The 20812-nt window shown below is 46.4% G+C and carries 16 protein-coding genes; 4 read left to right on the top strand and 12 right to left on the bottom strand.

Annotation, left to right across the window (positions count from 1 at the left end; all coding sequences use genetic code 11):
• Positions 1 to 82 precede the first annotated feature (82 nt).
• Both AELLOGFF_RS07980 and AELLOGFF_RS07975 read left to right on the top strand, forming a co-directional pair.
• Complete coding sequence (locus AELLOGFF_RS07980; RefSeq protein ID WP_159268260.1) at positions 83 to 901, top strand: pyruvate, water dikinase regulatory protein; 819 nt, start codon at positions 83 to 85, stop codon at positions 899 to 901.
• Complete coding sequence (locus tag AELLOGFF_RS07975) at positions 901 to 2106, top strand: patatin-like phospholipase family protein (protein ID WP_159268259.1); 1206 nt, start codon at positions 901 to 903, stop codon at positions 2104 to 2106. Before AELLOGFF_RS07980 ends, AELLOGFF_RS07975 begins: the two co-directional genes overlap by 1 nt.
• An 11-nt stretch (positions 2107 to 2117) precedes the next feature.
• On the opposite strand, the gene chrA is transcribed toward AELLOGFF_RS07975, so the two are convergent.
• From chrA to AELLOGFF_RS07940, 7 genes are all read right to left on the bottom strand, one after another.
• The gene (gene chrA, locus AELLOGFF_RS07970) at positions 2118 to 3341 is read right to left on the bottom strand and encodes a chromate efflux transporter (protein ID WP_159268258.1); all 1224 of its coding nucleotides are present in this window, start codon (positions 3339 to 3341) and stop codon (positions 2118 to 2120) included.
• A 180-nt stretch (positions 3342 to 3521) separates the two neighbouring features.
• Positions 3522 to 3968, bottom strand: a complete 447-nt coding sequence (locus tag AELLOGFF_RS07965) for a YiiD C-terminal domain-containing protein (protein ID WP_159268257.1) — start codon at positions 3966 to 3968, stop codon at positions 3522 to 3524.
• 4 nt (positions 3969 to 3972) lie between these two features.
• Positions 3973 to 4944 carry a methylmalonyl Co-A mutase-associated GTPase MeaB gene (meaB, locus tag AELLOGFF_RS07960; RefSeq protein ID WP_159268256.1) on the bottom strand — a complete coding sequence of 324 codons (972 nt, stop codon included), beginning with the start codon at positions 4942 to 4944 and terminating at the stop codon, positions 3973 to 3975.
• 76 nt (positions 4945 to 5020) lie between these two features.
• Positions 5021 to 7180: a methylmalonyl-CoA mutase gene (gene scpA, locus AELLOGFF_RS07955; protein ID WP_159268255.1), complete on the bottom strand. Its 2160-nt coding sequence runs from the start codon at positions 7178 to 7180 to the stop codon at positions 5021 to 5023.
• 88 nt (positions 7181 to 7268) lie between these two features.
• Complete coding sequence (gene mce / locus AELLOGFF_RS07950; protein WP_159268254.1) at positions 7269 to 7682, bottom strand: methylmalonyl-CoA epimerase; 414 nt, start codon at positions 7680 to 7682, stop codon at positions 7269 to 7271.
• 54 nt (positions 7683 to 7736) lie between these two features.
• Entirely contained in the window at positions 7737 to 10580 is a 2844-nt protein-coding gene (locus AELLOGFF_RS07945; RefSeq protein ID WP_159268253.1) for a biotin/lipoyl-containing protein, read from the bottom strand.
• Positions 10581 to 10645: 65 nt separating this feature from the next.
• The gene (locus AELLOGFF_RS07940; RefSeq protein WP_159268252.1) at positions 10646 to 12379 is read right to left on the bottom strand and encodes an acyl-CoA carboxylase subunit beta; all 1734 of its coding nucleotides are present in this window, start codon (positions 12377 to 12379) and stop codon (positions 10646 to 10648) included.
• Between the two features lie 360 nt (positions 12380 to 12739).
• Here AELLOGFF_RS07940 and pabB point away from each other — a divergent pair, with 360 nt between their 5' ends.
• The gene (gene pabB / locus AELLOGFF_RS07935; protein ID WP_159268251.1) at positions 12740 to 14101 is read left to right on the top strand and encodes an aminodeoxychorismate synthase component I; all 1362 of its coding nucleotides are present in this window, start codon (positions 12740 to 12742) and stop codon (positions 14099 to 14101) included.
• Positions 14102 to 14107: 6 nt separating this feature from the next.
• Here pabB and thrH read toward each other — a convergent pair whose 3' ends face one another.
• The 4 genes from thrH to AELLOGFF_RS07915 form a co-directional block, all read right to left on the bottom strand.
• Complete coding sequence (gene thrH, locus AELLOGFF_RS07930; RefSeq protein WP_159268250.1) at positions 14108 to 14725, bottom strand: bifunctional phosphoserine phosphatase/homoserine phosphotransferase ThrH; 618 nt, start codon at positions 14723 to 14725, stop codon at positions 14108 to 14110.
• A 107-nt stretch (positions 14726 to 14832) separates the two neighbouring features.
• Positions 14833 to 15807 carry an HTH-type transcriptional regulator CysB gene (gene cysB / locus AELLOGFF_RS07925; RefSeq protein WP_159268249.1) on the bottom strand — a complete coding sequence of 325 codons (975 nt, stop codon included), beginning with the start codon at positions 15805 to 15807 and terminating at the stop codon, positions 14833 to 14835.
• Between the two features lie 87 nt (positions 15808 to 15894).
• Positions 15895 to 16806, bottom strand: coding sequence for a 5'-nucleotidase (locus tag AELLOGFF_RS07920; protein WP_159268248.1), 912 nt, complete (start codon positions 16804 to 16806; stop codon positions 15895 to 15897).
• Positions 16807 to 16876: 70 nt separating this feature from the next.
• Positions 16877 to 18373 carry a trypsin-like serine peptidase gene (locus AELLOGFF_RS07915; RefSeq protein ID WP_159268247.1) on the bottom strand — a complete coding sequence of 499 codons (1497 nt, stop codon included), beginning with the start codon at positions 18371 to 18373 and terminating at the stop codon, positions 16877 to 16879.
• On the opposite strand from AELLOGFF_RS07915, the gene alr reads away from it, so the two are divergent.
• On the top strand, positions 18368 to 19435 hold the full coding sequence (gene alr / locus AELLOGFF_RS07910) for an alanine racemase (RefSeq protein WP_159268246.1): 1068 nt from the start codon (positions 18368 to 18370) through the stop codon (positions 19433 to 19435). The genes AELLOGFF_RS07915 and alr overlap by 6 nt on opposite strands.
• A gap of 11 nt (positions 19436 to 19446) precedes the next feature.
• On the opposite strand, the gene AELLOGFF_RS07905 is transcribed toward alr, so the two are convergent.
• The gene (locus tag AELLOGFF_RS07905; RefSeq protein ID WP_159268245.1) at positions 19447 to 20796 is read right to left on the bottom strand and encodes an alanine/glycine:cation symporter family protein; all 1350 of its coding nucleotides are present in this window, start codon (positions 20794 to 20796) and stop codon (positions 19447 to 19449) included.
• Positions 20797 to 20812 lie beyond the last annotated feature (16 nt).

The raw sequence follows: 20812 nt of genomic DNA, 5'->3' as shown, positions 1-20812 counted from the left end.
AAGAAAACAACTCGGGGTATACTAAAGTAAGTAATTTGGAAATTCCCGTCGAAAAACACAGAGCTTTAGGTAAAAAAACTACATGATTCGTCCGGCCTTTTTTATATCAGACAGTACCGGTATTACCGCCGAAACCTTGGGTAATAGTGTATTAGCGCAATTTGAGAACCAAAAGTTTGAACACATCATCGTTCCCTATGTGAATAATGTAGAGCGAGCGATATCAGCGGTGGAGAAAATAAATCGCGCTGCGGAGGAATGTGGATCCCAGCCCATCGTTTTCGATACGCTTGTTGATGAAAAACTGCGCTCCATTATTGCCACGAGCAAAGGCTATATCATTGATGTATTAGGCACCTTTGTCAGTCAATTAGAGATAGCCCTCAATGAAACGCCCTCTCGTACAGTCGGGCGAGTTCAAAATGCTGAGAAGGATAAAGTGTATAAACTGCGTATCGACGCCGTAAATTACGCCCTTGATAATGATGATGGCGCCCGCTTAAATCGCTATGACCAAGCTGAAGTCATCTTAATTGGTGTTTCACGTAGCGGAAAAACGCCGACCTGCTTATATTTAGCGATGCAGTCGGGGATATTTGTCGCCAATTATCCGATCACGGATGAAGATATGGAAAGCGATCGCTTACCAAAAGCCTTGTTAGCACACCGCAGCCGCCTATTCGGCTTAACGATAGATGCGGAGCGTTTAGCCGCTATCCGCAGTGAACGGCGTCCTGACACCCGTTATTCCTCGCTTCGTCAATGTGAAGATGAGCTTCGACAAGCAGAGGCCATGTTTAAGCGCTTTGGCATTCCTTACCTCGATACCACCCATGCTTCAGTAGAGGAAATCTCCACACGAGTATTGGTGGGCACCGGGCTCCGAGGTCATAAACGTTGATGGATGGTGACAATAAAGCGACCTTGGCGAATTCTGATCCAGTAGCCTCATCTAGTAACTACCGATCGAATACCGCCATGGTACTTCCTGGTGGCGGTGCTCGCGCTGCTTATCAAGTCGGTGTACTAAAGGCATTGGCTGAAATTCATGGCAAGCGTCCGGGCAACCCATTTCCCATTCTTGCAGGCACATCCGCTGGTGGAATCAATGCTGTATCAATGGCAGCTGGCGCGCATCACTTCACCGGCACAGTCGAAAAGTTAGAAATGCTTTGGCGCCAGTTGAATACCGATAAAATTTACCGAGCAGATTTTTTTGGTGTAATACGTAATGCGATAAGACTGGCCTACTCATTATTTAGCGCGGGCTCGTCTACCAGCGATCCCGTTGCACTATTGGATAATAGCCCACTGAAAGAACTCCTCAATCAGCATGTGGTATTCGACAATATCGGCCGCAACATTTTAAATGGGGATTTAGACGCACTCTGTCTTACAGCAATGAATTACACTCAGGGTGTATCTGAGACTTTTTTTCAAGGCGGACCACAATACGCAGGCTGGCAGCGCTGGCGCCGGCAGGGTTTGGCAACCCCTATTCAAATTCAGCATTTAATGGCGTCAACAGCCATTCCAACCATCTTTCCGCCAGCAAAATTAGGCCGAGATTACTATGGCGACGGGGCTTTGCGGCAGCTGACTCCCATTAGCCCAGTTATCCATCTAGGTGCAAACCGGGTCTTGGTAATTCCCGCCAACGGCCATAAACGTCAGTACCCAAAACTACCCCAAGAAATAAAATCACCTGGATTTGGCCAAATTATTGGTCATTTATTAAACAGCGCGTTCATAGACAGCATAGAAACAGATATTGAGCGTCTTGAGCGTATTAATGAATTGGTCAATATGATCCCTGAGGAAAATCTCGGCATGATGGGCAAGGAGCTGCTGCCAATTGACTGCCTCGTTATCAGCCCCAGTGAAGATATTGATCGTATTGCCGATGAGCACGTAAGCGAACTACCGCGTTCGCTCAAGATGTTTTTACGGCGTACTGGTAGCACTGGCAATAGCGGAGGTGGTGTGAGTATTGCGAGTTATTTGTTATTCACACCAGAGTACTGCGGTAAGCTCATTGATTTAGGATATCGCGACGGTATAGCGCAACGAAGCGAATTAGAAACCTTCTTGTACCGAGACGCCTAAAGCAATACACATCATAAAACAAGGTTGAGTAGCCAAGCGGCTAATCCGCAACTCAACACGACTAGCCAAGGTGGTAACTTCCAAAACACTAAGGCCACAAATGCAGTTAGTGCTAGCCCAAAATCCTGCGGCCCATGAATGGCACTAGTCCACACTGGTTGATATAAGGCGGCAAGTAACAAACCTACAACGGCAGCGTTAACGCCCCAAAGTGCCGATTGAGTACGACGATAGTGTCTGAGCTGCTCCCAGTAAGGAAGCACCCCAGCAATTAACAAGAATGACGGCAGAAATATCGCCAGCAAACAGAGTGTTGCATTTAGCAAGCTAGATTGACCACCATCAATTGACGCACCGAGAAAAGCGGCAAAAGTAAACAATGGCCCAGGCACGGCTTGAGCGGCACCGTAACCTGCTAAGAAGGTGTCTTCTTGCACCCATGCCGTTGACACCACCTCTGCTTGTAGGAGGGGTAAAACAACGTGGCCACCACCAAATACTAATGAACCAGCGCGATAAAAAGCATCAACTAGCTGAAGCGCTTGGCTTGGCCAAGCTAGCAAGATCAATGGTAAACCAATTAATAATGCTGAAAACAATGCCAGGAAAAATGCGCCCTCTCGGCGTCTTGAACGGCTTGAAACGGAATTGCTGAGACGGCTCTCCACCTTCAAACCATTGGGTTTAAATAAGTACAGGCCGATCAAGCCCGCGCTAAGAATCACGCCAAGCTGCCCCCAGGCAGTTGGGTAAAATAATACCAAGCAGCAGGCCATCATCATAATAGTGATACGTTGTCGATCTGGGCATAAGGTGAGTGCCATACCCCATACAGCTTGTGCGACCACGGCCACAGCGACCACTTTCAAACCATGCAATGCAGCTGGATCTAAAACCTCGCCATAATTGGCAATGCCTAATGCAAATAAAATCAGTGCCATTGCTGAGGGAAGCGTGAAACCTAACCATGCTGCAGCGGCACCGGCGTAGCCACCCCGCATAAGGCCAATAGCCATGCCGACCTGACTGCTTGCTGGGCCAGGTAAGAATTGACATAAAGCCACGATATCTGCGTAACCTTGTTCACTAAGCCATTTTCGCCGAGTAACAAACTCTTCACGAAAATAGCCTATATGTGCAATCGGACCACCAAAGGACGTTAATCCCAAGCGTAAAAAAATCTGAAGAATTTCTAATACTGAGGCGTTCTTTGTTTTAGAGGTCGCGCCTTCCATTTATATGACCTTCATACTTTGTTATCTACAAATGTGTTGTAAAGAGCCGCATGAAAAGCCTAGCTCGGATCATATAAAAAAGACTTTTATAAACTTGCAAAGCGAGTGTCAGCAAGTAGGCTGAAAATGGTAGCCAACAAGTATAAGGTCTAGTTATTAAAGCCTTGTTAATCAGCTGAGTTATTTCACTCCAACAATGGCATAAAGACCTTTAAATCGAACGGCTACCTCGCCGTTGACGATAATTTCTGATTGAAGATCAATCTTAGCCTTACCCCGCTCTTCAAACCGTTGAAAAAAATGCTCCCAGTTCTTTTCATCGGCTGGTAAAGAGCTGGCCACTATATCGCCTGTGACCGGCTTGAGATACTCAATAGCAGCTTCTGCAACGACAATGTCTGGGTCTAAACCGTAGTCAACGCAGCGCATATAAACCATGCCCCAACACGCCATCACTGCCACAACATAAATGCTACCGCCAAACGCGGTTAGCTTGTCATTAATACTTGGCGCTAACGGCGCATGCAACCGTAATGTTTGACCATCATAGTTTTCAACACTGATTTGCATATGCTGTGCAGTGGGTAAATACGCTGCTATAAAGTCGTTTAATGCTTGGCCATTCATTCCATTACGCTTCCGGCTTAAATAAAAGGTTTATTAACTGAGATGCCGCAAGGTAAGGCGTAGTCTCGCCTTCCGTGACTTTATTATTCAATGTTGGCAATAATTCTTTAACTTCAGGATTCTGCTTTAACTTCATATCAAGCATTTCATGCAGCAATTTAGTCATCCACTCACGAGCTTGACGAGCACGCTTTTCTTGCAGTGCCCCATTCTTTGAGGCGTCAATCTTAAAGCCGCTAATCATGCCCCAAATAGCTTCTATATTTTCGTTTTTAAGTGCAGAGCAACTCATTACTTGAGGTGTCCAGAAACTGTTTTGTCGCAACAGGTGTAGCGCGTTTTCATAATGTCGACGGGTTTGCTGAGCAAGGTTAATACTCTCACCGTCAGCCTTATTAATTACCAATGCGTCGGCAAGTTCAATAATTCCTTTTTTAATGCCCTGTAATTCATCACCGGCATTCGGGAGCATCAGCACCATAAAGAAATCAACCATACTGGCAACTTCATATTCAGATTGGCCAACCCCTACCGTTTCCACCAATATCACGTTATAGCCTGCCGCTTCGCACAACAACATGGTTTCTCGTGTTTTTTGTGCCACTCCGCCTAATGAACCCTCTGAGGGCGAAGGTCTTATAAACGCATCTTTGCTGCGAGACAGTAATTCCATACGGGTTTTATCACCCAAAATAGAACCACCGGCTATAGGCGAACTTGGGTCTACAGCCAATACCGCCACACGCATACCTTGGCTAAGCAGATATAAACCAAAGGCCTCAATAAAAGTAGATTTACCGACACCAGGAATACCGGTAATGCCAATACGAATACTGTTACCCGTTACGGGTAGTACTTGCTCTAAGAGTAATTGTGCCTCAGTTCGATGCTCGACACGCTTACTTTCAACCAAGGTTATCGCTTTAGCAAGTGCACGGGAATTGCCGCTTTTTAATGCTTCTACATCAATTGCCATAGTTACTTTTGACTCAAGTAAAAACGGGAGGCACTGCATTTGATGATGCTGTACCTCCCGTTAGTTGTGTCGTCACCTACCCCTTGTAAGCATCATTCACTGCGTCTAATACACCGCGAGCCGCTAGTGGGATTTTGGTTCCAGGACCAAAGATACCTTTTACGCCAGCTTCATAGAGGAAATCATAATCTTGGCGTGGAATAACACCGCCAGCGATAACAATGATGTCGTCGGCACCGACCTTTTTAAGCTCGGCGATTAACTCAGGCACCAGCGTTTTATGACCCGCGGCTTGTGAAGATACACCAACAACATGAACATCATTTTCGACGGCTTGTTTTGCCACCTCCTCAGGAGTTGAGAACATGGGCGATAAATCAATATCAAAACCGACGTCGGCAAATGCAGTAGCGATTACTTTAGCACCACGGTCATGGCCATCTTGGCCCATTTTGCACACCAGCATACGTGGGCGACGACCATGCTTCTCAGAAAAATCTTCGATGTCTTTGGTAATACCCTGCCAGTTTTCATCGTCCTGATACGCACTACCATAGACCCCAGACACGGTTTGGGCTTGGGCGTTAAAGCGGCCAAACTCACGTTCCATCGCAAAGGATATCTCCCCTACTGTAGCGCGTAAGCGAGTTGCTTTTACAGCTAAATCCAATAAGTTACCTTCACCAGTTAATGCACATTGATAGATAGCTTCAAGTGCATCATCTACTGCGGCCTCGTCTCTTTCTTCGCGAATTTTAGCTAGTGCAGCAACCTGAGATTCACGTACTGCATTATTGTCGATATCGAGAACATCAACATCATCTTCTTCATCAAGGGTATATTTGTTCACACCCACAATAACGTCTTCGCCGCGATCTATTCGGGCCTGTTTGCGGGCAGCCGATTCTTCAATTCGAAGTTTAGGCAAGCCGGTTTCAATCGCCTTAGCCATACCGCCTTTTTCTTCTATTTCCTCAATCAGCTCCCAAGCACGATCAGCAATATCCTTTGTTAATGACTCCATCATATAAGAGCCACCCCAAGGATCAACAACCTTAGTAATGCCGGTCTCTTCTTGAATGATTAACTGTGTATTACGTGCGATACGAGATGAAAATTGCGTAGGAAGTGCAATCGCTTCATCCAAAGCATTGGTATGAAGTGACTGAGTGCCGCCAAATACTGCCGCCATTGCTTCAATCGTAGTACGGACAATATTGTTATAGGGGTCTTGTTCCGTTAAAGACCAGCCTGAGGTTTGGCTGTGAGTACGTAGCATTTTAGAGCGAGAGTTTTTGGGCTCAAATTCGCTAACAATTTTTGACCACAGCAAGCGTGCGGCACGCATTTTGGCAATTTCCATATAGAAATTCATACCAATGCCCCAGAAAAAGGACAAGCGGCCAGCAAATTTATCGATATCCAAACCCGCAGCAATAGCTGTGCGGATATACTCTTTACCATCGGCCAAGGTGTAGGCCAACTCAAGTGCGGCATCAGCACCGGCTTCTTGAATGTGGTAACCCGAAATGGAAATCGTGTTAAATTTCGGCATATTGTCAGAGGCGTAGGCAATGATGTCGCCGATAATTTTCATCGAAGGTAATGGTGGGTAAATATAGGTATTACGCACCATAAACTCTTTAAGAATATCGTTTTGAATCGTGCCAGATAATTGATCCTGCGAAACACCCTGCTCTTCCGCAGCAACGATATAGCCAGCAAGTACTGGAAGAACAGCCCCATTCATGGTCATTGAAACAGAGACTTTATCCAGTGGGATCTCGTTAAACAAGACCTTCATATCTTCAACTGAGTCTATTGCTACCCCAGCCTTACCAACATCACCGGTTACCCGTGGGTGATCTGAGTCGTAACCGCGGTGAGTTGCCAAATCGAAAGCAACTGACACCCCTTGGCCACCAGCAGCTAAGGCTTTACGATAAAAAGCATTAGATTCTTCTGCCGTAGAAAATCCCGCGTACTGACGTATTGTCCACGGCCGACCAGCGTACATTGTTGGTTGTGGCCCACGAATAAAGGGCTCAATACCTGGCAATGTATCAGCGTAAGGTAAATCCTGAGTATCTTCTTTGGTATACAAAGGTTTAACGTCGATACCTTCAGGTGTGTTCCAAACTAAGTCATCAAGTGTTTGATTGCCTTTGGCGAGAACTTTATTCGCCATGGATTTCCATTCTTCTACGGACGTGTCAGGAGCTTTGTAATCAGCCATAGGTGTACCTATTTCCAAAAGGGTCAGTGTAATAAAATATGATTGTGCCGCTTTTTGCACCGCCACCTGGTGCGCGGCATCTATCTTTTTAGTGGTGGTCATCCCCTGGCTGGCTTAACTCAATGAGTACACCGTCACAGGATTTGGGGTGAATAAAGATAACTTGGCAATTGTGGGCACCCAAGGATGGTTCATCAGTGATAAATTGATAGCCCAAAGTTTTCAAGCGAGCAACATCAGCAACGATATCGTCGGTGCTAAAACAGAGGTGATGTAATCCACCTGGCTTTTTTTCTAGGTATTTTGCAATAGGGCCTTCACCGCGCAATGGGCTGACTAACTCTATGCTTGCAGATTCTATAGGGAAAAATGCGGTAGATGTTTTGGCTGTTTCAACGTCTTCAGTGCCATCGTAGCTAAGACCAAAGTCTTCCAGAAAACGTTTAACGGCTTTTTCTAAATCAGGCACCGCAACAGCAATATGATCAAGTCCAGTAATCATCAGGATACTCCAAATTAGTTAAGGAGCCGGTAGCAAGGCTACCGGCTAATATGATTACTTAAGGGTCGCTAAAAACTCAACAGTTTTAACGCGACGGGCCTCAGCAATTTCCTCAGGGGTTTCAACGATGATTTTTTCATCTGGAATGATTTTGAACAAAGGCTGACCTTTTTTAATGATCACACCGTCACCCTCAACCAATACTTTATCGATGGTGCCAGCAAAAGGCGCCACCACTTTGTTGAACATCTTCATGACTTCAACAATGTATAAAGTATCCCCTGCCTCAAAATGGTCACCAACATTAACAAAGACATCCATGCCCGGCGCTTCGCGTGGGTAGAACATACCACCACTGGCTGCAAGTACTTCGTCTGATTTAGCCGCTGGTGGCGGTACAAGGACTTTAGCCATACGTTTCTGCAGGCTTTCATCTGTTAAACGATCAGGAATTGTAATGCTTAAATCCGCGTTTACGCTTAATTCGCAGAAGCCCGTTTTATCGGCAATGTATGCCAATACAGACAGAACTTCTGTTCCCGCAAAATAACCTGCGTGGGCACTGCGTATTGCAGACCACTCATCAGCGCTAAATCCTTTTGGGGCTTTTTTGGCGGCAAGTAGTGCTTCAAGGGCAGGGAAATCTGCCGCGTCTACTTTTTCATTTAAGGTTTTGTAGAAATTAACAGCAGAGTTCAAGATCTCATGATCGTGATCCCAAATCATATAACGCGCTGGTTTACCTAGCTCAAAGTCCATATTGAGGTAGTGATAAAGCTTGTCTAGCAGCTCAATAGGATTCACTAGCCATTGGAGTTTGCCATCGACGATGTTCAAGCTGTCCTTATTCATGCTTAACCAACCGGCCATATAATGTGGCTCGGCAAATAGCCGCTCAAGAGGACGAATCAACAACAGTTTCTTAGCATCCAAGGCGGCAAGCCAAGCAGCATTGCTCTCGCTATCCGCGCTAACATAGCGCTGGCGAATTTCTGCGTAAGCCACATCAAGGTCAATTTGATTTGCCTGTTCTTTCAACAAACCCACTGCCGTCAAATATGGAACAATAAAGCGAGTAGAAGGACGCGCATTAATGCCATTGCCAATAAACCAATGAACTAAGCCGTAATGGAATTCAAGGTTGGTGGCCAAGTCTTTACCGCGTAGCTCTGTTCGGCGTAAGATTTCCGCTAAGCGTTGATAGCTACTCAGGCGTGTTTCACCCGTGGTAAGCAATAAGGCAATGTTAGAATCATACGCACCGGCTAGGTGGTATTTCATGAAGACATCAGTATCAGGGTTATGTGTAGAAATACCCTGATCATCACGAATTTCACCTATGATTGCGTTAGACCAATTCTCGATCACACCACCAGCATGAGGTTGCAAGGCCTGGTTGGTCGCGTTCATTCGCGCTTCAACCGAAGTCTTTTCGCGCAGGATTCGGGTTGGTTTAGGTAAGTTTTTACCGTGGCGTGCCAGCAACACCATTACCTCAACCAAACTTTCTGCGATGAAGTAATCACCGGAGTCATCTGGGTTGGTAAATTTCAGCTTGTAACACAGCTCCGTTACACGGTGCTCAACCTGAATACGGGTGTTCATTTCCATGAAGTAATGCGATTCACCATCGACAATACATTCAAAGGTACCCACAGAATCCAATTTAACGGCCTCACCAAATACCGCGCCCTCACGTTCCATGCGCTGTAAAATAACGAGGTCTTTCTTAAGCTGTTCCGCTTCTTCTGGTTTGCCCGCAGCATCTGCCGCCGTAATGGCTGCTTCCAGTTCTTCTTCGGTAACAGAAACTTCCAATAACTTCTGCTCGTGCATTTGCAAAGAGCAGTCACGACCACCCATTGTCATACACCACTCACCATTACCCACCACCTGTATTTCTTGGTGACGAGTGGTGTCGATATTCATCTCGATGAGCACGTTTTTATTATCGCCAACACCATTGGTTTTAAGCTCGATCAAACATTCTTGTACCAATGAGGGGACATTTTCTGCGGCTTTTTCAATTTTTTCTTCTAGCGTCGCGCCTTCGTAGGAATTTGCCGCCTGAAGAATACGCTGACCTTTACCACCGCCACCTGCAATGGCTTTCAAGCGGAATCGGTTATTGGGTTTTTCGGCCAGCATACGCTTGGCTTCAACTTGCAAGGCAAGACCAATGTCCGCGGCGGTAATAATATCAATGCCTGCGTCGTAAGACGCTGCCAATAATACTAGTGCTTTTTCTTCTTCATCTTTGCAAGAGCTAAAATCAACCGACAAGTTGTTATCAGCGGCGCATTTATCTAAGCCGTCTTTGCCGTATTTAGCGAATAACGCCAAGCTCGTTGCATTGTTAACCCCAGGTGTAACAGACACCCCAGTTTCCAATGCAGTACGTTTTGCTTGGTCCTTCATACCGGCTGATTTTTGAGTAAAAGAGCATGGTCCAATAAAGTTCAGCCCAGCTTTTTCCATAGACTCAACCATTTCGGCGTCCTCCGACATAAAGCCGTAACCCGCAAAAATCGCGTTATAGCCATTATCGTAGGCAATGCGAATTATCTGCTGGATGCGTCGGATACGTTCTTCTTTGGTCGCGCCGGTATAGTCAGGTACGCGGTGAACACGATCTGGGTCAGTTAGCGTTCTCAGTTCAGGCGCTAGCGCGTTGGTGTAAGTGATGGAGTCTTTTTCAGAAAGCAAAATACCGTAGTGGTGAATGCCCATTTCATCAAAGACATCCATGGCCTCTTTACGGATTGGGCCACGACAAATAATCAATGGTTTCAAATCGTTACAGGCGAAACTTCTAGTCCATACTGTATTTGATTTTGCGAGTTGACGGTCTTTATGAACCATCGGGTTGTTTAGGTAGTAATTATTACTTGCTTGCACGTCGAATAACCTCGTTAGCGAATCGTCTTGCTTAAATTTAGGAAACCTTTACTCACACACAGGAATTAATGGAATTCCCGCTGTGTACCACTCATGGGTTCAGGCTTATATGCCTTGAGGTGGAGTTCCAATTGCTCACCCAAAACCTTGCGAAGGTCAGAGGGCATGACGATTTGGGATATTGATCCCAAGCTTAGTGCTTCATTCGGATTCATTAGCTCACGCTCATAACGCTGAGTGAGTAGCAATTCCTCTTGTTTTTGCCACGCAGTCACCGCCTCGTTTGCAGATGCGCTAGCTTCAGCCTCAGCCATACCGGCCTCAACATTCTGCTTGGTCAGCTCTGCTATACGTGTTTTTAGTGAACCGCGAATTTTGCGCACTTCATCTTTATAAACATATTCAACACCTGCTGGTCCCATTACCGCTAATCGCGTCGTGGGAAGCGCACAAACAAAGTCGGCACCTGTTGGATAGTTATTAAAGGCCGCGTAAGCACCACCAAAGGCATTACGTACAATCATCAAGAAACGCGGTGTGCGTAAATCGATAATGGCATCAAGCATGGCGCGCCCTGCTTGAACAATACCGCCCGCTTCTTGCTCTTTACCCGGCAAGAAGCCCGTTGTGTCTTCCATAAAGATCACAGGGATGTTGTAAACATTACAAAAGCGGATAAAACGGGCATTTTTATAGGCCGCATCAATATCAATCTGACCAGAAGATACCGCCGAGTTATTGGCAACAAAGCCAACCACGTTGCCGCCCATACGACCCAGCGCACAAACTGTGTTGCGAGCACGCTCAGGCTGAATTTCAAAGAAATCACCGTGATCGCACATCTGCTGAATAATTATGCTGATATCAAACGGCGTATTAAAACCGGTTGGGCTATTGAAGGCTTTCTTCAATAAGAGGTCGATATCCCACGTTCTGCGGTTTATCGGGTCAGAGGTAGGTTGAAATGCAGGCGCTTCTGCACTGTTGTTAGGCAGATAGTTGAGTAGCTCTTTGACTTTGCGTAACGCTGCCACTTCATCAGGAACAACAAAGTCAGTAACGCCTGATTTAGAGTGAACACTTGGCCCACCGAGTTCATCTGCTGTGACATCTTCGCCTAGCACCGACTTCACAACACCGGGGCCCGTTAAGCCAAAGAATGTTTCGTTTGGTTGAATGACAAACGAACCCTGACGAGGTAAATAAGAACCACCGCCAGCGTTATAACCAAACATACACATAATTGAGGGGACAACGCCATTAATATGACGTAGCGCGGCAAATGCCTCTGCATAGCCATCAAGACCACCAACACCAGCAGGTATATATGCACCGGCAGAGTCATTTAGACCCACTAAAGGCACACCTAATTTACCCGCAAGTTTAAACAAATTCGCTAATTTGCTGCCATTGGTTGCGTCCATAGAGCCAGCACGCACGGTAAAATCGTGCCCATACATAGCTACATCACGGCCATTTACCTTAACAATTGCGGTAACCAATGATGCGCCATCTAAATTCTTACCCCAGTTTTGGTAAAGAATTTTTGGTTCGGTGCCAGCGTCAGCCAATACGTCTATCCGTTCCCAGATAGTCATACGTTTCTTTTCGTGCTGCTTTTGAATGCCTTTAACGCCAGCCATTTTACGTGGACGTTGTTGCAAATCATAACCAGCTTGAAGAGCGGCTTCGTACAAACCAGGGTCGTAGTCTATTTGACCGGGAACAGTGAATTCGACCTCAGCTTTTTTCTCAAAAGGGTTTTCCAGGGAGGGAGTATCTGTAGCTAATTTAGTCATGCCTGTCAGTTCCAGCTGCATTTATAGTTAACCCGCAAACACGCCGCTAGCTTGTGACACTCTGAAATGTTTTATTAGTCCGAGATTCTATCGATCTCTGTCACTTTTAAAACTCAAAGTGTTTTTGGCCAGCAACATATTGAACTGCGGATGATTGAGAATAACCGTTCTGTATAAAATATTGACGGCTTAGTGTTTCTCAAAGCGGCGGCTAACAGTACTGGGAATAGCGTGATGTGTCAATCCAAACAAGCCACTTGTAATACAATTCAAAAGGGAAAAAACACTAGATTTTTCAGACTGATAGCACGTAAAATCAGTATTCACCAGCTGCATTTTGATTGACTCTGAGCAACAGTAATGGCAAGCCTTCATCGTATAGCACTACCCTATTTACGTGACAGCTGCGTAATTTTTTCAAGCCTCAAACACCTACCTCTGCCGATTTTTTTAGACAGCGCTAACGCTTATAGTGAAGGCGGACATTTTGATATCATTTGTGCGCAACCTATTGATGTCATCACTTGGCATGCATGCGATGACAAGAGCCTTCACCACTTTCTTAGCGAAGCTGAACAGCGATTAAAATCAGTGATAACTGAGTATCTTGACTGCGACCAACTCCCTTTCAGCGGGGGCGCAGTGGGCTATATTGATTACAACTTCGGAGAACTTGCATCAAATATACGGCCAAGCCCTCGATTAGAAGCACCACTTTCTACCCCTAATTTCCATGTCGGCATTTATCCATGGGCGATTGTTGTAGATCATCATCGCAAACAATGCGAGTTAGTTGCCCAACCCAGTGTTAGTGAGAAAGTGTTAACGCATATCAAGCAGCTCGTTCTAAATTCACCTCAGCAATCCTTAAAAAATACCGCGCGATTTCAACTAACAAGCAGCTTCACAAGCACCTTGGACCGAAAATACTACGAACAGGCATTTAATCAAGTTCAAGATTACATTCAAGCTGGAGATTGTTACCAAGTAAATTTAACCCGCGCTTTTAACGCCAGCTATCAAGGCGATACGTGGCCGGCTTACCAAAAACTTCGCGACATTGCCGCCGCCCCCTTTTCTGCCTATATCGATCTAGGTAGCAGTCAGGTCCTTAGTTTTTCCCCAGAACGCTTGCTGTCAGCTAATAACGGTAAATTACAAACCCAGCCTATAAAGGGAACAGCTGCCCGAAGTGCAGATCCTGACACAGACAAGGCATTAGCGCTTGCCTTGCAGCGTAGCGCTAAAAATCGTGCCGAAAACATTATGATTGTGGATTTACTGCGTAATGATTTCAGTAAAAGCTGTAAAGCCGCTAGCGTTCGTACAGACCAACTCTGCGAGTTACAGACCTTCCGCACCGTGCATCACCTGGTGAGTACAGTATCAGGTGAGTTACGTGAAGAATGCTCTTCTTTTCAGGCCTTATTAAGCTGCTTTCCTGGCGGTTCTATTACTGGCGCGCCCAAGCATCGCGCGATGGAAATTATTAGCGAAATTGAGCCCCATCAACGTAAGGTCTATTGCGGCAGTATTTTCTATTTAGGGGGAAATGGCAAAATGGACAGTAATATAGCCATTCGCAGCTTCCTCTGCGACGGCGAACAAATTACAGGCTGGGCTGGAGGCGGTATTGTTGCCGACTCTGATGTTGATGAAGAGTTTATTGAAACAGAGACAAAAATCGGCAAGCTTATTCAAGCACTTGCCGATTTCAACTAAGGCCGATTACAGCGTTAGATTACGGTTAGACGCCTTTAAAAATTCTAGCTTAAGTGCCTCGTAGTCATGTACTGCAGGAAATTGCGGAAACTCACTAATGACGTTATCTGGTGCTTTAAACAAGATACCCGCGTCCGCTTCGGCCAGCATGGTCGTATCATTGTAAGAATCACCTGCAGCAATAATACGGTAATACAAGGTTTTTAGTGCCAATACAGATTGACGCTTGGGGTTCACCTGACGAATACGGTAATCCACCACGCTGCCACGGCTATCGGTTTCCAATTTGTGGCATAGCAATGTTGGCCAGCCTAGCTGTTTCATAAGTGGTGCGGCAAACTCATAGAACGTATCGGACAAAATCACAACTTGGAAGCGCTCACGCAGCCAATCCAGAAACTCTCGAGCTCCTTCCATAGGCGACATATCGGCGATAACCTCTTGGATATCCGGCAAGCCCAAACCATTTTCTTGTAATAAACGCAGACGCTGCTGCATTAGCACGTCGTAGTCAGGAATATCACGAGTGGTAGCCTTCAACGCTTCGATGCCGGTGCGCTCCGCAAAATCGATCCAAATTTCTGGGATCAGCACCCCTTCCAAGTCAAGACAGGCGATTTCCACAACATTACTCCTAAAATTGATTAAGTTACGCTTCTGCGCTGAAAAACCGCGTCAATCTAACGGCTTACGACGGATAAAGCAATCTTGACTCCCAGGGCATTCTGAGGCTAGTACATCGGTAATTCTATATCAGCAAATAAGGTATCTAAATCACTTTTAGTCTGGCACTCATACGCTTTATCGACTAAATCTGCGGTTAAATGCGGTGCAAATAGCTCAACAAAATCGTACATAAACTTGCGCATATACGTTCCACGTCGAAAGCCGACTTTGGTGACGCTAGGTTCAAAAAGGTGCTTAGCATCTAGAGCGACTAAGTCTGAGTCAGCAGCTGGGTCATAGGCCATTTCCGCCACAATGCCAATACCTAAACCCAAACGCACATAGGTTTTTATGACATCCGCATCGGTAGCTGTAAATACAACTCGCGGTTCAAGCCCCTTATCTAGGAAGGCCTCATCCAATTTAGAGCGGCCAGTAAAGCCAAACACATAAGTCACTATGGGGTACATGGCGACATCTTGAATTCGAAGATTGGAAACTGCCGCCAATGGGTGACCTTTAGGGACTAAGATTGTTCTATTCCAGCGATAACATGGCATCATGATTAAATCGCTGAATAACTCCAAGGCCTCTGTTGCAATCGCAAAATCAACTTCAAAATTCGCAGCTAACTCCGAAATCTGCATTGGGGTTCCCTGATGCATATGCAGCGACACTTCAGGGTAGCGATCAATAAAACGTTTAATCACGTCCGGCAGCGCATAGCGCGCTTGGGTATGCGTGGTTGCTATTGATAAGCTGCCCTTATCAGGGTTTTTAAACTCTTGGGCAATATGCTTAATGCTTTCAGTTTTGTGGAGGATTTCGCCGGCAGTTTTTAATATTGCCTCACCAGCCGGTGTGATCCGCGTAAGGTGCTTTCCATTGCGTGCAAAAATTTCCACACCTAGCTCATCTTCCAGCATTCTTATTTGCTTACTAATACCGGGCTGTGATGTAAAAAGACTTTGCGCCGTAGCCGACACATTCAGTTCATGGTGCGCCACTTCCCAAATGTAGCGTAGCTGTTGCAATTTCATCCTGATGTAACTCCTACGCCAAAACGCGTTCGATACATTCTCACGCCAGTGCCTAATATGTTTATACCAACACAATTCGACACGTTATTAATCGCTGACTTTATTCGCAATACCATGGGGAACATGTCCCGTAGAGACATGTTCACTTGCAGAAACGCAGTGGCCAGGTTGGTCATCAAAAAACACATCCGCACCATAGGCTGCAAGGAATTCGCCCTTATCCAAACCGCCGAGAAATAAGGACTCATCGATGCGAATATTCCAATTACGCAAGGTTTGTATTACCCGCTTATGTGTAGGCGCTGAACGCGCCGTGACAAGCGCTATACGAATCGGCGGATCATCATCAGAGAGTTCACATTGCAAGGCATTCAAGGCTTTCAAGAAATCTTTAAAGGGGCCACCACTTAGAGGGGTGTTCGCTGCAGCCACTTCACTAGCCGTAAACGCCTCAAGACCATCCCGTTTAAATACTTGTTCGGCCTCGTCAGAAAATATGACCGCATCGCCGTCAAAGGCAAAGCGCAGCTCTCGATTGGTGAGGGATGCGGACTTTTTAGATCGAGGCAATAAGGTAGCTGCGGCTACACCATTATCAAGTGCACGCCGAACGTCTTCGGCATTGGTCGACAAAAATAAATCACAATGGAAGGCAGACACATAACGATATGGGCTTTCGCCACCACTAAATGCAGCTCGGCTAATACTTAGCCCATAATGTTCAATAGAGTTAAAAACGCGCAAACCGGTGTCGGCAGAATTTCGTGATAATAAAATCACTTCAACCCGAGCATTATCAAGATAATCATTGAGCTGTAAAAGGCGCTCTACAATGCCAAAAGCCTCACCCGGTTCCAGAATCTCGTTTTCATGCTCAATTTGATACGCTTGATAAGCAGTCAAACCTTCCGATTCATAAACGCGATGGCTTTCGTCTAGGTTGAACAATGCTCTAGATGAGATAGCAACAACTAATTTATTCTCTGATCCATTAGACATAAGCACACTTCGTGTCAGTACAAGCTCACTATACAATAGGCTTAGACCAAGACAATAGTCTTGAGCAAGATTATGATCCAACTACCTCCGCTCGTAATGGCGATCGTAAAGTCGGTTCTATTGGCACTGCAACAAATAATGACGTATCACGACCCGCGATCAAACCTTCTATTTGCTTAATGATCGCCACGTTTAACGCGGCAAACACCGGTCTGTTAACACTGTCATTAAATATACGAGATGACAACACCCCCACTATTTGTGCCCGATCGTTAATATATTGAGTAATAGCCGCCCCACTCTGACCTGCAAAGCTAAAACAATCTAAAGCGTAGACGCTTGCCAAGTTCACAGAACCCTCGCCCCACTCACTCGCTCTGCAACGAGACGCCCACAATGTATACAGTGGTTTGTCATTGGGAAATCCCAAGCTATCTATCCAAATATTATTTGGTGCAAGACCGGCCAATTCCACGCTCTTACTAGTGGCAATAGGTTGAGCTAGTTTTAACAAGGCAATATCAGAACCACTATACCGGGTCACGTTGCCACTTTGCTGGTCTGAAACTCGGTGAAGATGATGTTGCCAAGCAGCAGCTACTTGTACACTTAGGTTATGCGGACTGTGACTAAGTGGGTCCGCAATATACTCAAGCGACTGTAAGCGTCCGTCGCCCTCTGGGGTAGAGAGACAATGCGCAGCAGACAATAGCCACTGCGCGCTAATCAATGTCGCAGTGCATTGGGATTGAAATGGCCGACCATCTTGACGAATAAAGCGGCTCACTAACACACCGCTGCCGGGCATGGAAACGGGAGCTTTCCAAAGTTGTTGCCGAACATCTTCAATACCCTTTGAGGCACTGCTTGGGTAGCGACGAAATATCGGAGAGTCCTGTTTCTTAGATACGAGTCGAACTTCCCTCCCCCAATACAAGCTGGGCATACCGCTTTGATTAAGCGCTAAAACTTGTAATTGACCGCCCGAAGATCGCACCCCAACGGCAGCAGACAGCGGCAAGATTTCAGACTGCTTACGCTCTATATCGTGATAAAGGGTATTACCCTGCCATGTAACACGGGGCAAAAATTTACTGAGCTGGTTAAGCATCGCAAGTGCTTTGTCTTGCCGCAGTGAATCATTGCTAGAGATTTCGCGCTGAAAACGTCGTAATGCTTCATCCAGACTAAGACTGCTATCCAAGCCTTTGAGCACATAGGCCGATCGCAGCAACATTAATTCATACGGCCACCGCTGCTGGGTCAACGCTTGCTTGGCAAAGTGATAGGAGGTATCGATATCAGCAACAAGCCCACCTTCTCCCCAAAAATAGTGTTGAGCACGCTGCGTATTGATAGCACGACAAGTTGAGGAATCATTGGCATCAACTCGACTAGCCCTGCCGTCAGTCGATACATTTTGCTTTGACGCTTCCAGCTCAGTCACACAATTAGCAAACAGCGGTAAGCAATTGAATAAAAAAAGCACGCCCATGCAAATACGCGCTGTTCTCGCTGCAGCAAGCCCGATAGAATTCAGCGAGGAAATGAGTTGATAACTATGCATAGAACTACGTGGGTTGAATTTAATCGTTGCGCCTTACGACATAATGCCAAAACGGTACGTCGTCTTGCACCTAATGCCGCTATCTTAGCGATGGTAAAGGCTAATGGCTATGGTCACGGTGCAGATTGGGTAGCAGAACATCTTAACGATATTGTCGACGGCTTTGCCGTAGCACGCTTAAACGAAGCAATGCTATTGCGTAAGCAATTAAGCGATAAGCGAATTGTGCTTTTGGGTACAGAGCACGACGCGATAAGCCTAAACGAATGCGCCCTACACCAGCTTGATGTGGTCATTCACGACCTTCAAACCGCCACTTTACTTGCCAGTATTAAACTGCCGCAAGCGATAACCGTATGGCTTAAATTAAACACAGGTATGAATCGATTGGGGATGAGCGAGCCAGAGTTTATTGACGCTCACCAGCTCTTAAAACAGTCACCTAATGTCGCGACCCTTCACCATATGAGCCACTTTAGTGACGCGGAAACAACGGATAAAACACGTAGTATTGAGCAGTATCAGTGTTTACATACTCTGAGTCATTCACTTGGGGAAACGCCAATTAGCATGGCTAATTCCGCCGCAATTATTAGCTTTCCGCAGTCGCATTTGAACTGGGTTAGACCCGGAATCATGTTGTATGGCGATGATCCAACAAACACCCTTAATGAGGGTGATTTACAAGCAGCCATGACCTTTAAAGCTAAAGTTCTTGCCGTGCGTGACCTTGCAGCAGGCGATGGCGTCGGTTACAACCGTCGCTGGCAATCAGCAAGTACGTCTCGAATAGCGACCGTTGCAGCGGGTTATGCTGACGGCTACCCTCGGCAAGCTCCAGACGGCACGCCGGTTCTTATTAACGGTAAGCGTGCTGCCCTAGCAGGCCGGGTATCCATGGATTTATTGACCGTCGACGTTACCGGCCTTGAGATTAACGCCGGCGATACCGCGACACTATGGGGTGATAATCTTAGCGCCGCCGAGGTGGCTCAACACTGCGGCACCATCAGCTATGAACTATTTACCCGAATTACTCAGCGGGTTGAACGCGTATATTAACGCTCAAATGGTTAAACACCCTCTTTTGCCTCAGCTAACTTTTGCTGGGTTAATTTAAATACAACTGGGCTCAAAAGAAGCAAGGCAATTAAATTTGGAATGGCCATCAAGGCGTTTAAGGTGTCAGCCAATAACCAGATAAAGCCAAGGTTTGCCATTGCCCCCATTGGGATCGCCAACACCCAAGCAATACGAAACGGCATGACGCCACGGCTACCAAAAAAATAAACTACGCAGCGCTCACTGTAATAAGACCAGCCTAGCATGGTAGTAAATGCAAATACCGCCAAACCAATCGCCACAATAAAGTGACCACCGGGAACTTGAGACTCAAACGCCAAGGTGGACAAAGCCGCTCCGCTCTCGCCCGTTTCCCAAACGCCAGAAAGTAAAATAACAAAGCCGGTTACCGTGCACACCAATATGGTATCAATGAAGGTCCCCAGCATGGCGATCATACCTTGGCGAACTGGATTGTTGGTTTTTGCCGCCGCATGCGCTATCGGTGCGCTACCCAAGCCTGCCTCATTAGAAAAGACGCCCCGAGCAACACCAAAGCGTATTGCGGCGGCCACACCAGCACCTGCAAAACCACCCACCGCCGCAGTACCATTAAATGCTGAATCAATCACCAAACTAAACACCGCCGGTAAAAGCGGAATGTTCATCAATAAAATAACAAGCCCTACGATAAGGTAGCTTATGGCCATAAACGGCACTAAAAATCCGGCTACACTTGCTATCCGTTTTACGCCACCCAAAATAACGGCTGCGACACCCACAAACATGACCACCGCGCTAAGCCATACAGGTACTCCAAAGGCACCCTGCATGGCATCTGCGACTGAATTAGCTTGTACGGTATTGCCAATTCCAAACCCCGCCATGGCACCAAATACCGCAAAACAAGCACCAAGCCACTGCCAACGTGATCCAAGACCATTTTTGATGTAATACATTGGGCCGCCGCTAAAATTTCCCTCGGCATCTTGTTCTCGAAAATGCACTGCGCACACCGCTTCAGCATATTTTGTAGCCATGCCCACTAATGCTGTACACCACATCCAAAATAAAGCGCCGGGGCCACCCAAGGCTATCGCCGTAGCCACGCCCGCAATATTCCCCGTACCAATAGTTGCACTAAGAGAGGTCATTAAAGCTTGAAATGGGCTAATTTCGCCCTGGTTGCCATCACCTTTACGGCCATTAATTAGCAGGCGAAAAGCGGCGCCAATATTGCGCAACGGCATCAACTTCAAACCTAGCATTAGGTAAGCGCCGGTGCCTAAGATAAGCACCAACATCAAAGGCCCCCATACGATGCCATTGATTGTACTTACCAGTGCTGAAACCTGCTCCATAAGAGATCCTTTTTAC

Origin of the sequence: Zhongshania aliphaticivorans (assembly GCF_902705875.1) — a bacterium.
In the GTDB taxonomy this organism is placed as follows: Bacteria; Pseudomonadota; Gammaproteobacteria; order Pseudomonadales; family Spongiibacteraceae; genus Spongiibacter; species Spongiibacter aliphaticivorans_A.
This window is presented reverse-complemented; position numbering and strand designations above follow the sequence as displayed.

What these genes read in the sequence shown, in the direction of transcription:
- AELLOGFF_RS07940 (WP_159268252.1), bottom strand. Translation starts at nt 12,379, where the DNA reads ATGACTAAATTAGCTACAGATACTCCCTCCCTGGAAAACCCTTTTGAG.
- chrA (WP_159268258.1), bottom strand. Translation starts at nt 3,341, where the DNA reads ATGGAAGGCGCGACCTCTAAAACAAAGAACGCCTCAGTATTAGAAATT.
- alr (WP_159268246.1), top strand. Translation starts at nt 18,368, where the DNA reads ATGCATAGAACTACGTGGGTTGAATTTAATCGTTGCGCCTTACGACAT.
- scpA (WP_159268255.1), bottom strand. Translation starts at nt 7,180, where the DNA reads ATGGCTGATTACAAAGCTCCTGACACGTCCGTAGAAGAATGGAAATCC.
- AELLOGFF_RS07975 (WP_159268259.1), top strand. Translation starts at nt 901, where the DNA reads ATGGATGGTGACAATAAAGCGACCTTGGCGAATTCTGATCCAGTAGCC.
- AELLOGFF_RS07915 (WP_159268247.1), bottom strand. Translation starts at nt 18,373, where the DNA reads ATGCATAGTTATCAACTCATTTCCTCGCTGAATTCTATCGGGCTTGCT.
- AELLOGFF_RS07905 (WP_159268245.1), bottom strand. Translation starts at nt 20,796, where the DNA reads ATGGAGCAGGTTTCAGCACTGGTAAGTACAATCAATGGCATCGTATGG.
- pabB (WP_159268251.1), top strand. Translation starts at nt 12,740, where the DNA reads ATGGCAAGCCTTCATCGTATAGCACTACCCTATTTACGTGACAGCTGC.
- AELLOGFF_RS07980 (WP_159268260.1), top strand. Translation starts at nt 83, where the DNA reads ATGATTCGTCCGGCCTTTTTTATATCAGACAGTACCGGTATTACCGCC.
- AELLOGFF_RS07965 (WP_159268257.1), bottom strand. Translation starts at nt 3,968, where the DNA reads ATGAATGGCCAAGCATTAAACGACTTTATAGCAGCGTATTTACCCACT.
- cysB (WP_159268249.1), bottom strand. Translation starts at nt 15,807, where the DNA reads ATGAAATTGCAACAGCTACGCTACATTTGGGAAGTGGCGCACCATGAA.
- AELLOGFF_RS07920 (WP_159268248.1), bottom strand. Translation starts at nt 16,806, where the DNA reads ATGTCTAATGGATCAGAGAATAAATTAGTTGTTGCTATCTCATCTAGA.
- mce (WP_159268254.1), bottom strand. Translation starts at nt 7,682, where the DNA reads ATGATTACTGGACTTGATCATATTGCTGTTGCGGTGCCTGATTTAGAA.
- meaB (WP_159268256.1), bottom strand. Translation starts at nt 4,944, where the DNA reads ATGGCAATTGATGTAGAAGCATTAAAAAGCGGCAATTCCCGTGCACTT.